Here is a 13,412-nt window from a genome sequence, read left to right on the forward strand (position 1 = left end):
GGCGGGCCGGTTTCGGCGCTGTGCTGGCGGCAGGGGCAGGGGCGGGGGCGGGGGGCGTGGCCGGTGCGGGGGCCGGTGCGGCGGCGGTGGCAGTGGTGGCGGTGGCGCGGTAGCGGCGGGGGGTGGCCGAAGTGCGTTCGGCGTGCCCGGCGGCGGTCAACACCTCGAGGGCATTGCCGACCGCCCCGGAGGACCGGGTGAGGCTGGTGGCGATTTCACGCGGTGACATGTCACGGCCCGGGTCGGCGGCCAGCGCACCGGCGACCATGCGCCGCAATTCCCCGTTGGGCAGACGACCGGCGGCCGGTGCAGCGGTAGGGGTGGGGGTGGCGGGTGTGGTGGGCATTGCAACTCCTGAAAGTCAGTTCCGAATTCGTGCGCCTTTTCGGCACAGGTGCGGCGGGGCCGCCATTCGGATTTCTGCGAATTCCCCCGGTGAATTCCGGGAACGATTCGACGCTAGCTCGATCTCGAACGAACTCGCAACCCCAAAAGTACGCGAATTTCCAGGAATTATTCCGGACAACGGCGAGCCCGGCAGTGCAATACGAATATGCAACACACACGGCAATACTCGAGCACAACGACGAGCGGCCGACCAAATGGATGGAAAGGAATAGAAAGATATAAAAAGAATGGGACGAAAGAGGGAGAAGATGAATAGAGAAATAGGACGATAGGAGACAAACCAAAGGCGAGAATGGGCGACGACGGACGGGCGACGCATGTCTATATAGCTTTGTATATAGACAATCCTGGATGCTATCCGCGCGGATATCTGCCAGTCTACCTGCGAATATGCGGGCCGTGGGTGGGGCCATTTGAGCGCCCCACGTATTTCTCCACGTATTTCCCCACGTATTTATCCACGTATTGACCGGAATACATTCACAGAAAGTTTCGGGGAGTGCATTTCCAATGATTCCGAGGCGATCCAAAGTGACAGATCGGGGCGGATACCGTCCACTAAACCCCGATAGCAGAGCGCCGATCGGCGGCGGAATCCCCATCGAAATCGGCCATTTACGGCAATAGACTACCTGCTGCTTCCGCATTTCTGGCATGGATAGGTCATTGATGCCCGTTCGGCCGATCAGGATTCGAGCCAGAATGGCTTCGGTCTTCTCCTCGGCGGAGGGTTTCGAGGAGTTCTCGGGTTTCTCGACTCGGGGTTTCGCCGATCTCGGCGAGTTTGCGGGTCATGAGTGTGTAGGTGCGGGCGAGGGCGGCGTATTCGCCCAGGCGTGCGTGCTGGCGTAAGAGATCGCGCCAGACGGTCTCGTTGTACGGGTCTGTTTCGGCGGTCATCTCGAGCAGGCCGAGGGTGGTGCGGGGGTCGTGGTCGGCCTCATGAGTGGCCAGCCAGTTCAGTGCGTTGTGGGCGTCGCGGCGGGCGGATTCGCGTAGCGGTTCGACCCAGGAGCCGGAGATGTCGAAGGCCAGATCGGTGGTGGCGAGGGCGGTGATGGCCCGGCACGCGGCGCTGCGGTCGGTGTCGCTGCTAGCGCGGCGGCGCGCGTCGACAGCGGCGAGGAAGTCCCAGTAGTCGACACTCACCGCGGGGACCGACAGGCGGCAGTGCCCTCGGTCATCGGTGAGTAACCCGGTGATCTGCCCGCCGGTGGCGGTCGTGATCGAGGCACGCAGCCGCGCGAGAGCGTTGCTGAACGCGGCCGAACGCTCGTGTGATTGCCCGCCCCAGATCAGGTCGATCAGCCGAGATCGGCTCAACCCGTCCGGGTGTAGTGCCAGCAGGGCGACTATCTCGCGGCTGCGCGGTTGGAAGTAGCTCGTGATGTCGGTCTGTTCACCGGTGGAGGGTGCCCGCCAGAGGATTCTCGTTGCCCCGAAGACGAACACCGCGAGGGCGGACGAGTCGAACTCCGGCAGCACGCTGGCCGGGCTGGACTCGGGCCGCGCGCTGGTCGGGCTGGACTCCGGCGCCACTGCGAGGTCGTCCAGGCTCGGCTGGCCGGCATCCTCAGCCTCGGTGGCGAGGACGGGCACCGGAGCGGGTGGTCGTTCGCTGGGCACCTCGGGTTCCACGACCACGGGCTCCGACGCGCGTGGTGTCGGCGGCGGTAGGTCGATGCGGTAGATCGTCGGCCCGGTGTCGTCACGGCGGCGCGGGTGGTCCTGGCGGGCAGCGCGGGGCGGCGCGGAGCGAGTCCGGCGGGTCGCCGCACGCAGCTGCAGTTCCACAGCGGTGGTGATGAGCCGAGCGGGCGGGAGCAGCTGCGAGGACCGCCGCACGCGGCGGCCGGTGAACAGAGCTCGAGCACCGGCGCGGGTCGCGGGCAGAGAACCCACGACCGGGACACCGAGGGAGACGGCGTAGTCGCGGCTGCCGCCGATGAGGACGATGCCTCGGGGGCAGTCGCGGCGGATGAGGGCACGAATGCGCGCGAGGGCAGGCTCGGGGTCGATGTGCTCGGCGCGCAGCACGAACAGGCAGGCGTCAGCGGCAGCGATGACCGGGTGTGGGTCCGAGTCCGGCTCGGGCACACCGCAGTCGGCGAGCACACTCGCCCCGAGACCCCGCCAGTCCGCGTCCGGATCGGTGAGCAGTTCTGCGGCCAGGACGGCGCGCATCGTATAGGGCTCGGGCGGCGCGGCCAGCAACGCCTCACCACCGGGCAGGACCTGCACGTGCTGGCCCAGCAGATCCGGGGTGACGCGCTGGGCGGGGTTGGTTCGGCGGGCCAGGCTCGCCAGCCCGAGATACGGGTCCGCGCCGACCATGTCGGCGAGCTGCCCGCCTGCGGGGTCAGCTTCCACGATCAGCGCGGCCTCCGGGCCGGCCCAGGTGTGGGCGAGCGCGACGGTGGTCGTGGTGGTTCCGGCACGGGGGCTCAGTCCGACGACCGCGATCAGTAATGGCGCCTGCGAGCCCGTTGCCATGGCTATCCCTGCTTCTGGAAGTTGGAGATCAACAGCGCCCGACCGGTGTCGGCGGGGCGGGTGTTGATCAGCTGGAGGTAGTCGACGCGTTTGCGGTCCGGGTGCACTTCGGCGATGTGCACGGTCGCGGTACCCGCCGCGATCGGGGTGATCGATACGCAATGCCGGGTGCCTGGCGGGATACTCGCGATGCCCGCGGCGAGGCCCTCAACGGTGATCCCGGTCTCGGGGGCGAGTACCGCCATCGCCTCGGCGGCGTCGCGGTCGATGTAGTAGGCGGCCTCGAAGGAGGCGATCACCCCGGCCACAGTGGCAGGGTCACCGGCGCGGTCGGTGACCACCTCGCCGGAGAGCCCGGCGCACGGGCCCTGCGGCGCGGGGCTCGAGCTCGGCGGTGCGGCGGTGGAGGCGGCCTGCTGACCGACGTCGCGGTCATCGGTACCCGTCCCCACCAGGACCCCGGCCAATATCGCGATAGTGCCCGCCAGAGCAGCCCAGGCCCCGCGCGGCAACCGATCCCGCAGGCCGGGCCACCCGGGGGAAACCCGGTCGGTGTCGGCGCTGTCGTGAGCGTCAGCGTCGCGCAGCGGGGCCAACCAGTTCTCCTCTCGCGAGGACGACTGATCGGGCTCGTCGAAGGCGGGGCCGGTGCCGTTACCCACGACGTGGACTCCCTGGCCGGTCTGAGGAAGGTCGACCCACACGTGCGCGTCGTCGTCATCGAATGGATTGTGGGGATACCTCGTCATTCATCTCGCCTCGGATCGGTCGATGCTCCGGGGCCTGCCCGTACCCCGGGGGAAGGGGGTCGCGGGGTACGGGCAGGTTCCCCGGAGGGGTCAGGGGCGGCTCGTGTGCTCGGCCACCGAAGAGCTGGTCGGTTGGCGCAGAGGCGGATTGGTGACGTCCACCGTGAGCTTGGCCAGGACATCGGAGATCGCCAGATGCGCGGTGGCGCGGTGGTCGGCGTCGTACTCGCGCCAGTCGACCTGCGCGCCACGCTGCCGATACGCGATCAGAGTCCGCCGACCAGCCTGCACGGGGACAACGATGTCGAGTTCGCCGTGGTAAAGATGCAGCGGCACTTCGCATTTGACGTGGGCGAGGGATTCCAGCGCCAGGACCCGTCGCCACCAGTGGTCGTTCCACGGATCCGGCTGACGGCACCAGTGCGCGAGCGGTTGTGGGAAGCGTTGCAGCAGTTCCAGTCCGGTGAGGTGACGGGCCTCCGCGGCAGCGACGAGACCGTCCTCGTTCAACACGTGACGCAACGGGAGCTGGTCGTAAGCACGGGACAGCCCGATCAGCCCGGCCAGGCCAAGGCCCGCCAAACCCAGACCCTCCAGGCCCGCACCCAGCTCCGCGCCAGTGCCGCCGCTGATCACCGGTGCCATAGCCGCGAGGTCGGACACCACGGCCCCGGCGGCTACACCGCGCAGATCCACCTCGGGTGCGTACCAGGGGTGCAGCTCCCCCGCCGCCGCCACGACCCGCCCGCCATCGGCATAGCCCCACGCCACCACCGGCGCGATGGGAAGGTCGAGGTCGGAGGCCCGGTAGATCGCGCGAGCGAGATCGAGCACGGGCTTGGCACCGGCGGCGCGAGCGGCCAGGAAGGTATGCGGGCCGGTGCCCGCACCGAGTCCTTGCCCGTCAGGGACTGCGACCACCCAGCCTCGCGCGAGCGCTCGGTCGATGCCGGCCAACTCGTACTCGGTCCCGGTGGCCAGCAGTTGCGAGGGCGTGCACACTCCACCCAAGCCGCGAAAAGGCGGGCAATACAACAGGATCGCCATCGACCCCGGTTCGGCGACCGGCTCGGGCAGAAGCACGATCGCCGAGGCCGCGATCGGCTGGGACCGGGAATCAGTACTCACGTAGACGATCTGCCAGGCCCCGGCGGCCCCGGCCAGCTGCGGCACGAACACCGGGCGAAGGCGCACGATGTCACCCGGCCGCGCGCCTTCACGCAGGATGGGTGTCTGGAAGAAGTCGGTGATGGTCATGATTGGCTCCCGGCGAGGTCGTGGGCCAGGGCGGTCAGCCACGCGACCCCGCTGGCGAGCTGCCCGTTCGCGGCGTAGCCGGTGTGGCGGGCAGGAATGTCGCTGTAGCGCAACCACACCGAAGGATCGATGAGGTCGGCGTTGTCGGTGACCAACTGCCCCCACGCGCCCGACAAACTCCCCGCCAGAGACGGCAGGGTCGTCAGCGGGTTCGACGCGACCGTGGCGGTGATCTGCGCCCAGCGCGCCTCGGCGGCGGCCGTCTCACTGGGGCCCGGGGCCGGTGTGCGGGAGTCGGCGGCATCGGTGAGCCGCTCTGCCAGACTCGCCGCGGGCACATACGCCACCGAGCCCGATCCGATCTGGAAGTCGTTGAGCACCACCGTGGTCCAAGCATCACCGAGCGCACCCGACAACAGACCCTGGACCGAGCTGATCGCGGCGATCGGGTCGCGCAGGTCGGCCTGGGCGGCGAGCTGCGCGGCCACCCGCAGCAACGCGGCCCGGTCGGGTGCCGCGCAGCTGAGGTCGCCCTCGACACAGATATCGGCGACCCTGCCCGTCAGCGACCCGAAATCGACCCCAGCGGTCGTAGCGATCCCGCCACCGGAGGCGACAGCCGTGCTCAGCGAGATCTGAGAGACCGCCGCCCCCGCCGTGCCCGGTGCCGGGTCCGGAGTCAGCTGACCGGGACGGCCCGCGATGACCGGCGAGCCCGGAGCGCGATCGGGATCGGAGTACAACGCCACCGCGGCGACTCTCTCAGGCGCCACCGCCCCTCCCCCGCCCCCGACGATCTGGGCGAACCCCGAAGCGACCTGCGCGCCTTGGGAATACCCGACCACCGCCTGCGAGGTCGCCGGGCAATTCGCCGCGACGTCTTCGGAAGCGTCCAAAAGCGCATTGAGGCCGATGTTGGCCGAGACCGTGTAGGGGTTGGTACTGGCACCGGTACCCGGCGCTCCACCGAACGAGGCCGGATAGCCGATGTAGGTGCGTCCCACCAAATTCGGGGTAGCGGCGGCGACCGGTCCGAGAAGATGGCCGAGCATCCCGGAATCGGCGGTCTCGGAAGCACCGGGTGAGGACTCGCTGGTGCCCTGGACACCGAGGATCCACAGCGCCGGGCAACTCTGGCCGACAACCTCGGGCTGCGCGGCGGCTGAGCCCGCGCCCGTCGTGCAGAGGGCACCAGCGACCGTGGCGGCGGCGGTGATGGCGAGCAGGCGTCGACCGTTCATGGTTGCCCGACCCCCGCACCGGCACCGAACCCAGCACCGACCGTGCCACCGACCAACGCCCCCACGGCCGCAGCTGGCACACCGGCGACCAGCGCGCCCGCGACCGCCCCGGCCGCCGCGCCCAACGCGGTACCGGCCACGCCGGAGGTGATCGTGCCGATGACCGGGATCGCCACCACGGTTCCGATTGCGGCCCCGGCGATTCCGCCGATTGTGCCGCCCGCCAGCGCGCCCACGGCCGCCCCGGCCGCTGCGGCCGGGGCACCGGTCACCGTTCCGCCGATCGCGCCACCGGCCCCGGCACCAGCGACCGTGGCCCCGGCCACCCGATCCGAACGCCCGGCCGGGAGACCGACCGAGTCCAAGAACGTCGCGGCCTGAGCTTCCAGGTCGGCGGCGACGGTGTTGATCGTGTCGCCGACCTCGGGTGGCAACCACTCCGGGTCGGCGAACTGCGCCGTCCCGATCCGAATCGTGTCCGGCGGTGCCTCGATCGGCGCGACCGGTTCCACCGGCACCGGAGTGTGCAGCTCGACCACGTAGACCGGCGGTGCGGGCTCGGGTGAGGGAGCCGGACGTGGGGACGGGCCGTTGCGGATCTCGGGTGGCTGCTCGACATACACCGGCGGCTCAGGCTCGACCGGGGCCGGAGGTGGTGCGGGAGCCTGGGTTCCGGGTTGTGCGGGGGCTGTGACGCCGGGCTGGTCAGCGATCGGAGCCAGCGGTGCCATCGCGCTCGCGGGCTGGGCGGCCAGCAGCATCAGCACCGGCACAGCACCGGCGGCCACTATGCGGCCACTCCACAGCATCCGCCCTCCGTAGGGCAGACGACGACTGAGGGCTGGGTGGAAGTCCTGGACCGGACGCGCTTCGGCGACCGGCGACGTATTCCCATTTTTGGGCATGACAAATAACCCTTCGATGAAGGTGGAAAAAGACCAGGGAAAAGGAAAGGGAGAAGACTAGGAATTGCGCGAGTTTGCGACTAATTCCCGTGTCTCCCGGCTGCGGATCGCAGCCGGGAGAGCCGGGCTCTCGATTCTTCTAGTCAGCGAGAACCAGGAGGCCGATCAGAAGAACGGCAGCACCTGCACCGCGATCGCCAGCGCATTCGAGACCAGCGACGCACCAGCACTGAGCACCGACAGAACCGTGTAGAGATCCATGATTTCCCTTTCGGAGGAGGTTGAGGTACCTCACCATCACAGCCCCGAAAACCAGTGCAGCGCTACCCCTTCGACTGGTAAAGGTTTTACCGCCGATCTGGTTACCACCCAGCCGACAGGGGGTGACCTGCACCGATCGTCGAAAGTGGTAAAGAAAGTGTCAGACAGGAAATCTTCCGGGGCTGGACCTCCGCCGAAAGGGCACTAAAAATACCTCGCACGCCGGAGGCGGAGAGTGGTAGCTAATTGTCAGCGAGGTCACAGCGAATGATCGGTGGCCGGACCGGTCAGTTTCTGGTACGAATTAGTCAACTCCGGGGGGAGTTAACCCTTCAACGTAACCGACGGGGAAGGAGAAACGGAAGACTGTAGTAGGAGGGGCTTGACATGAACCGGAGGAACCCACCGACCAACGGCCCGCGGCGAGGCCGAGGCCGCGATCTCGAATCCGAGCTACCTGACCTGGGGCGATGGGTGCGCAGAGTGCGCGAGCACCGCGAACTCTCCCGGCCCGAGGCGGCCGGCCTGCTCAACATCAGCTACGAGCTGCTGCGCAAGATCGAGTACGGCACCACGCCGTGCACTCTGCCGGTGCTCGAGCAGATGATCACCACCTACGGCCTGGATACGGCACAAGCCCGCCACACCCGCGACCTCGCACTGCCTTCCGTGTCCCTGACCCCGGTCGAGGAGCTGCGCACCCATCACAGCGCTCGCGAGCGCCTCACAAAACTGAACGAGCTCGACGAGCGCGGACTCGTCGGCGCCTACATCGACCCCTTGTGGTCGTTGGTCCACGCCAACAAACGATTTCGCTCCGAGCTGCCCGGTATCGACCGCTACGACGACAACGCCGCGTTGTGGTTCTTCCACCCCGGCACCACCACACCCACCGCCGAAACCCTTGTCGTGGACTGGAAAGCCGCCGCCGCCTACCTGGTCGCGTCCCTGCGGGCCGCGTTCGGCATCCACCGCCACAACCCACAAGCACAGGAGCTGTTTCAGAAGCTCTGCGGTTCAGCCACCTTCACCGAGTTGTGGAACACCGAGCTCGAGGTTGCCTACGGCTACCCGACCGACGAACCCCTCCGGCTCCGCGATCCCGACACCGGGAACCTGTACTCCGTCCGGATCCATCTCGGTGCCAGAGTTCGTACACACCTCGATACCCCTGAGCTGCGATTCTTCATCGGCTACCGCGACCCCCGTGACTCACCGACACAGCTCTGACACACCCCGCACAACACAAACCGCCTCACCGAACACGCGGCGGGACAACCGAACACCGACACAGGAGCACGCCATGACCACCTACCCTGCCCACGCCAATCATCGCGACGCCGAACCCGGACCTCGCGCCCCGCGCGAGGTCCGTATCGTGCTCATCCCGCCGCAGATGCGAGGCCACTGACATGATCCGCCCGGACTGGTTCAACCCGCCCCTGCTACCAGGGATGCCCGACTTCCACGACTCGGTGGAATACCTACGCCTCAGCCGCAACCTATCCCGCGAAGCCACCGCCCAACAAGCTGGAATCAGCATTTCTCGCCTCAACCAGCTCATCTGGCAACGCCAGATTCCCGGCACCAAGGTGTTCGACAAACTCGTCCGGTTCCACGGTCTCAGTCCTGCGCAACGGCGACATTGGGAAGACTTGCTGCAACCCTCCCGCCCCCTCGTTTCCACCGACGAACTACGCCGCCGCCTCACCGCCCACCGGGTCCAAGACCACCTCGACGTTCTCGACCAGCATGAGATCCTCGGCGGATACCTCGACCCGCTCCAGACCGTCCTGATGGGCAACGAGGTACTCCACCGGATGATGCCCGGCCTCGACCAGGTCGATCACAACATCATTCGCTGGATGCTCACCCCCGCCGCCCACGACCGCGTCTACGGCTGGCACGGCGAACTACTCGGCCTCGCACGTAACCTGCGCACAGTGCTGGCGCGCTACCGCGACGACCCCCGAGCACAAGAACTGTTCCACACGCTGCGCAAAGACATCGCCTTCCGCAGCGCCTGGGACGGAACCCCGATGCAAGTCACCTACGACTGGCCCCGCACAACACCGATGTACCTGCGCATACCCGGTACCAGCAAACCGCTCGCGTTAAACCTCGAAATCAACGAGTTCGGGGCCTGCTCGGAAGTCCTTGTCGTCCACGGCCTCTACAGCACACCCGCGATCGCGTGCTGAGAAGACCAAACCGCGAGTCATGACAGAAGTTGACGCAGGTCGCTAGCCTCGTTGTCATGACTTCCGAATCTCGTGTGTGGGCGATGACCACGACGCTGCCGACCGAACAGGACGCGCATTCAATCGCGGAAAGCGTCGTCGGAGACCGTCTTGCCGCTGGTGCCGAGATCGTCAAGCAGGACAGCGTGTTCTGGCACCTCGGGAAGGTCGGCACCGGCCCGGAGTGGCGGTTGACCTTCCGCGTCGCCACAGCCGGTCGGGACCGTCTCGCCGAGCGCATCGCGGAGTTGCATCCGTGGAGCGGGCCCGAGATCAGCGCGACCCCGGTGCCATGGACGACCGAGAAGTACGCCCAGTGGGTCGAAAGCCCTACAGTTTCACAGGAATAGGCGCGCGCGCCGCTGTTGCGCGGGCGAGTAGTCCGGGCCCGCCGGTGACGCCCCTCCCGACGCACCGCTGAGCGACCTCGCGAATGCGGATCAACGGCCGTGCAGATGCGACGGTGGTCGCGAGATCCAAAGCGGTGTCGGCGGTGGCAATCGCGGACTCGGGATCTCCCGCGTCCAGGCACGCGTCGGCCAACCACGACAAATACAGAGCTCGGTCGCGAGCCCAGTGCGCCGGGTAGCCGTCGAGGGCTCGCACCAACGGTGGTGTGGCCTTTGCCGGTTCGCGGAGCACCGACCACACCCGGCCGGTCATGATGTCGAGTTCGTTGTGGTCGATCCATGAATACCAGCTCGGTTCCGGGTCCGAACCGGTGTCGGACTGGAGCGCAACCCTGGCCATGTCGAGGGCGCGGGACGCGCCGTCGCGGTCGCCGCTGCGTGCGCGTGACCAGGCTCGCCGCGATTCCAGTAGCGCCACCGCTTTCGGGGGTGCGCTGGCCCCGAGCGCGTCGCAGGCGGCGTCGGCGACGCCGGCAGCACCGCGATCGTTGGTTGCGTAGGCGATGTGCACGAGCGCGTTCGCTTCGAGGGCCCGGTCGCCGGCCTCTCTCGCTGCCTGCTTGCCGTAGACGAAGAGCCGGTGAGCAGCGTCGTTGAAACCGGCGTCGAACGCGGCCCACCCGGCTTGCTGTGCCTGCTGCGATGCCAGCTCCGCCAGTCCGCGAGCGACGGCTGTGCGCGGGGACATGGTCTGGAGGGCGGACTCAGTGCGTGAGAGCTCGGTGACGTAGAGCTGGTAGGTGTCACCGCCGCCGAGGTGGTTGTCCAGCTCGACCAGACGGCCGAACCTGGCCCGCATTTCGGCGATCTCAGTGCCACCGATCTCGCGACTCGTCGAGGCGCCGCTGACGGCGGTCAGTCCTACGAGGGCGAGGAAGTTTCGTCGCTTCGTGGCGTCAGCCCTTTCCGCGTCTTTCTGAGTCCGTTTCGGGTACAGACCCAAATCCGATTCCGACGTGCACCCCAGGATCGCTACGAGAGCATCCCGGGTCGCGCGCCTTGGCCAGGCGATCTCGCCGCACTCTATCCGGCTGATCGCTTGAGCGTCGACGGCCGGGCGAACCCCGACCGCTACCTCGACATGGTCGCAGACCTGTTCGGCCAGCTCGGCCTGAGTGAGACCCCGAGCCAGCCTCTGCTCTCTGAATTGTGTATTCGCGACGACCCCCTCGCGGACGTTATCTGCCTACAGTTCTGCGCTGTCGAGGCCGCCGCAAATCCGAGACGCTGGATGAACACCCACCGTCGGCCCCTGAGATCCGTTCCCTCATCGCGAATCCTAGGGCGCGAGAGCGTTGTTCGTCTCGCAGATCCCTGCGGTTGTTGCCCGGCGGTGGGTGCCGATCCGATCCAATCGTGTTTCCCGGGAGCCTGGTATGTCATCGAGCACCATCGATCTGCGGGCCAGCCACCATGGCGGCTGCTCATCCGGTCCCACCCAATTGAACGGCGAACGCGCGTCGGCCGTTCTGGTCGCTCAGGCAGGCAGTCAGCGGCACCTATGCACCCCGGATCTGGCCGGGAAATACCTCCGGTACGCCACCGGTACGCCACCGCTGTGCGGTTCCTGGCGATGCCGTTAGCAGGCAACGATTGAACACAGAACCCGATCCCGGGGCACCAGAAGCGAAGCCGCTGGCCAGGTGCCCCTTGTTGTCGGTAGCGCCACCAAGGGAGGCCCGCACATGACACATTCCGACGAGCTGAACCCGCAATCCACCGCGGCGAGACATGAGCCGTCATCCAGTGCTAGGGCGAACCCGTCAGCCGACACGCTCACCCTCATCGAGGCCACTCACGCCTTCAGCCCATCGCGTGCCGAGCTTGTCAACGCGCTCGAGGCGATGCGCCAAGCCGGTTTCCTCGCCACCGCGCCCACACAGCCAGCGGTCGACGCCACAGGGCCACACGCCCCGACGACGCCGGTGACCGAGGAGTCCCGATGACACAGACCAGCCCAGCCCCCGCGGCCTACACCGAGACACCCCGATCACGGTGCGAGTTCTACCGCCGCGAGTGCTCATTGCGCACCGTGATCGACCCCGAAACCGGGCGGATCACGATGAAAGCCGGGTTCGTCGGTGCGGTAATGATGCCCACCGAGCTGGCGCAACGGGTCAAAACCTCCCTCGATGTGCGTGGTGTCGCGCCGTTGCCGATCATCGGCCACCCCCGCGCCGGAATGTGGACATTCCTCGTGAGGTCCGACATCCGCCCGATCGGTGACCCCGCCGTCGTGGCCCAGCTCTGGCGAGCGCGGGTGGTCGTGATCCGTGAGGGCGACATCGCGTTGCCCTCACCGGTGCCGGACGCGCTGATGGCTCGCACGTGGATATCTCCGGCCATCAGCAAGTTCCGGCCCTCCGGGGCGGTTGTCCTCGAATGTGTTCGAGCGTGCTTACAGGGCCAGCACTCCCGATGACGCCCGGCGGTGGGTCCCCGCGCCCGGAGGAACCAGATGTCCACCTCACCATCCAGTTCCCCAGTGTGCGCATGGATTTCGCTGCCTGCCTGACTGCCGCCCTCGTTTTCGTACAAGACATCGCCGCCCGCAGACCCTGCACCATCGCCGTCGACTCCGGCCACTGCGCCGGGCTCCCTCGGCTCCCCAACGAACGCTTGTTTTTACTGCCCTGAACTGCGCCAACGCGGCGCAACTCCGACCAACAGAATGACCTTCACGCCCGCCCGAGTGAGGACTGAGACCCCTCGCACCGGCCCGGCCGCGCGAAGGCGGCCCCGGAATCGTTCCCAGGCGATGTCGCGATCTCCGGGGCCACCCAGCCCTTCCGAACTTCCCGAAACAACATCACTCCCAGGAAGCGAACTCGCATGTATGCCACGTTCGAACCCTCTCCACACCAACCGCTTTGGAGCCGTCACCGGTGGACCGCAGCGACGGTGCTGTGCACGTTCACCGCTGTAGCGGCGACAGTGGCAGCGGTCGCCGCAGTGACCTCCCCGCCCGCGCACGCCACGGAGTTCGCGTGCCCCGACGAGCGCAGCGCCGGGTTTGTCACCGGGTTCGGCCCCGGCGGCACCGACAGCGGCCCCAACACCATCCTGGGTTTCCAGGACGCCTACTACGTGACCCGCTCGGCCGAGCAAGCCAAGAGGTTCCTGACCCCGGAATTCGGGAGCGGCGTCATCGGTGAACGCTTGCAAGCCGGGATCGACGCCGTCGCGCCCGACACCCGCCACTGTGTCCGAATGACGTTGTTGGACATCGACATCGATACGGGCTCGGTGCGGTGGCAGGTCGACCTTACCGAGCACGTTCCCGGTGCCGATCCGGCGACGGTGGTCTTCGTCCAGACCGTGATTACCCGCACCCACGAGGGCGTGAGTTTGATCAGCGACATCGCCCCCGCCTGACCCCCGGGGTTTCCACAAACCACCTGAATACCTCGAACCGTCCCAGCGAGCCCCGATCCGGGCCGGTTCGAGG

The 13,412-nt window shown here is 67.4% G+C and carries 11 protein-coding genes and 1 pseudogene; 5 read left to right on the top strand and 7 right to left on the bottom strand.

Features of this window, described 5'->3' with window-relative positions; all coding sequences use genetic code 11:
• The 6 genes and pseudogenes from ATM97_RS15810 to ATM97_RS15835 all read right to left on the bottom strand — a co-directional run.
• A pseudogene (locus ATM97_RS15810) lies at nucleotides 1-346 on the bottom strand (MarR family transcriptional regulator); the annotation flags it as partial.
• A 725-nt stretch (nucleotides 347-1,071) separates the two neighbouring features.
• Nucleotides 1,072-2,901 carry a BTAD domain-containing putative transcriptional regulator gene (locus tag ATM97_RS15815; RefSeq protein WP_218718782.1) on the bottom strand — a complete coding sequence of 610 codons (1,830 nt, stop codon included), beginning with the start codon at nucleotides 2,899-2,901 and terminating at the stop codon, nucleotides 1,072-1,074.
• 2 nt (nucleotides 2,902-2,903) lie between these two features.
• Nucleotides 2,904-3,650 carry a hypothetical protein gene (locus tag ATM97_RS15820; protein ID WP_218718783.1) on the bottom strand — a complete coding sequence of 249 codons (747 nt, stop codon included), beginning with the start codon at nucleotides 3,648-3,650 and terminating at the stop codon, nucleotides 2,904-2,906.
• Nucleotides 3,651-3,740: 90 nt separating this feature from the next.
• Nucleotides 3,741-4,907 (bottom strand): lipase family protein, encoded by a 1,167-nt coding sequence (locus tag ATM97_RS15825; RefSeq protein ID WP_218718784.1) that lies wholly within the window; start codon nucleotides 4,905-4,907, stop codon nucleotides 3,741-3,743.
• Entirely contained in the window at nucleotides 4,904-6,148 is a 1,245-nt protein-coding gene (locus ATM97_RS15830; protein ID WP_218718785.1) for a cutinase family protein, read from the bottom strand. The genes ATM97_RS15825 and ATM97_RS15830 overlap by 4 nt, the downstream gene beginning before the upstream one ends.
• Nucleotides 6,145-6,957, bottom strand: coding sequence for a hypothetical protein (locus tag ATM97_RS15835; protein ID WP_218718786.1), 813 nt, complete (start codon nucleotides 6,955-6,957; stop codon nucleotides 6,145-6,147). The genes ATM97_RS15830 and ATM97_RS15835 overlap by 4 nt, the downstream gene beginning before the upstream one ends.
• A 744-nt stretch (nucleotides 6,958-7,701) precedes the next feature.
• Here ATM97_RS15835 and ATM97_RS15840 point away from each other — a divergent pair.
• The 3 genes from ATM97_RS15840 (at nucleotide 7,702) to cutA (ending at nucleotide 9,904) form a co-directional block, all read left to right on the top strand.
• Nucleotides 7,702-8,544 carry a helix-turn-helix domain-containing protein gene (locus tag ATM97_RS15840; protein WP_255587861.1) on the top strand — a complete coding sequence of 281 codons (843 nt, stop codon included), beginning with the start codon at nucleotides 7,702-7,704 and terminating at the stop codon, nucleotides 8,542-8,544.
• Between the two features lie 182 nt (nucleotides 8,545-8,726).
• On the top strand, nucleotides 8,727-9,515 hold the full coding sequence (locus ATM97_RS15845; RefSeq protein WP_218718788.1) for a helix-turn-helix domain-containing protein: 789 nt from the start codon (nucleotides 8,727-8,729) through the stop codon (nucleotides 9,513-9,515).
• A gap of 83 nt (nucleotides 9,516-9,598) precedes the next feature.
• Nucleotides 9,599-9,904: a divalent-cation tolerance protein CutA gene (cutA, locus tag ATM97_RS15850; RefSeq protein ID WP_218718789.1), complete on the top strand. Its 306-nt coding sequence runs from the start codon at nucleotides 9,599-9,601 to the stop codon at nucleotides 9,902-9,904.
• On the opposite strand, the gene ATM97_RS15855 is transcribed toward cutA, so the two are convergent.
• The gene (locus tag ATM97_RS15855; RefSeq protein ID WP_218718790.1) at nucleotides 9,885-10,907 is read right to left on the bottom strand and encodes a hypothetical protein; all 1,023 of its coding nucleotides are present in this window, start codon (nucleotides 10,905-10,907) and stop codon (nucleotides 9,885-9,887) included. The two genes, cutA and ATM97_RS15855, sit on opposite strands and share 20 nt — an antisense overlap.
• A 999-nt stretch (nucleotides 10,908-11,906) precedes the next feature.
• Between ATM97_RS15855 and ATM97_RS15860 the strand changes: the two genes are divergently transcribed.
• Nucleotides 11,907-12,386 (top strand): DNA-directed RNA polymerase subunit beta, encoded by a 480-nt coding sequence (locus tag ATM97_RS15860; protein ID WP_218718791.1) that lies wholly within the window; start codon nucleotides 11,907-11,909, stop codon nucleotides 12,384-12,386.
• A gap of 530 nt (nucleotides 12,387-12,916) precedes the next feature.
• On the top strand, nucleotides 12,917-13,339 hold the full coding sequence (locus tag ATM97_RS15865) for a hypothetical protein (RefSeq protein ID WP_218718792.1): 423 nt from the start codon (nucleotides 12,917-12,919) through the stop codon (nucleotides 13,337-13,339).
• The last annotated feature ends 73 nt before the right edge of the window (nucleotides 13,340-13,412 follow it).

Origin of the sequence: Nocardia sp. MH4 (assembly GCF_019266065.1) — a bacterium.
GTDB lineage: Bacteria > Actinomycetota > Actinomycetes > Mycobacteriales > Mycobacteriaceae > Nocardia > Nocardia canadensis.

Bases quoted from the DNA above. Each gene is read 5' to 3' on its own strand.
- ATM97_RS15835 (WP_218718786.1), bottom strand. From the start codon at position 6,957: ATGCTGTGGAGTGGCCGCATAGTGGCCGCCGGTGCTGTGCCGGTGCTG.
- ATM97_RS15815 (WP_218718782.1), bottom strand. From the start codon at position 2,901: ATGGCAACGGGCTCGCAGGCGCCATTACTGATCGCGGTCGTCGGACTG.
- ATM97_RS15840 (WP_255587861.1), top strand. From the start codon at position 7,702: ATGAACCGGAGGAACCCACCGACCAACGGCCCGCGGCGAGGCCGAGGC.
- ATM97_RS15830 (WP_218718785.1), bottom strand. From the start codon at position 6,148: ATGAACGGTCGACGCCTGCTCGCCATCACCGCCGCCGCCACGGTCGCT.
- ATM97_RS15860 (WP_218718791.1), top strand. From the start codon at position 11,907: ATGACACAGACCAGCCCAGCCCCCGCGGCCTACACCGAGACACCCCGA.
- ATM97_RS15845 (WP_218718788.1), top strand. From the start codon at position 8,727: ATGATCCGCCCGGACTGGTTCAACCCGCCCCTGCTACCAGGGATGCCC.
- ATM97_RS15820 (WP_218718783.1), bottom strand. From the start codon at position 3,650: ATGACGAGGTATCCCCACAATCCATTCGATGACGACGACGCGCACGTG.
- cutA (WP_218718789.1), top strand. From the start codon at position 9,599: ATGACCACGACGCTGCCGACCGAACAGGACGCGCATTCAATCGCGGAA.
- ATM97_RS15825 (WP_218718784.1), bottom strand. From the start codon at position 4,907: ATGACCATCACCGACTTCTTCCAGACACCCATCCTGCGTGAAGGCGCG.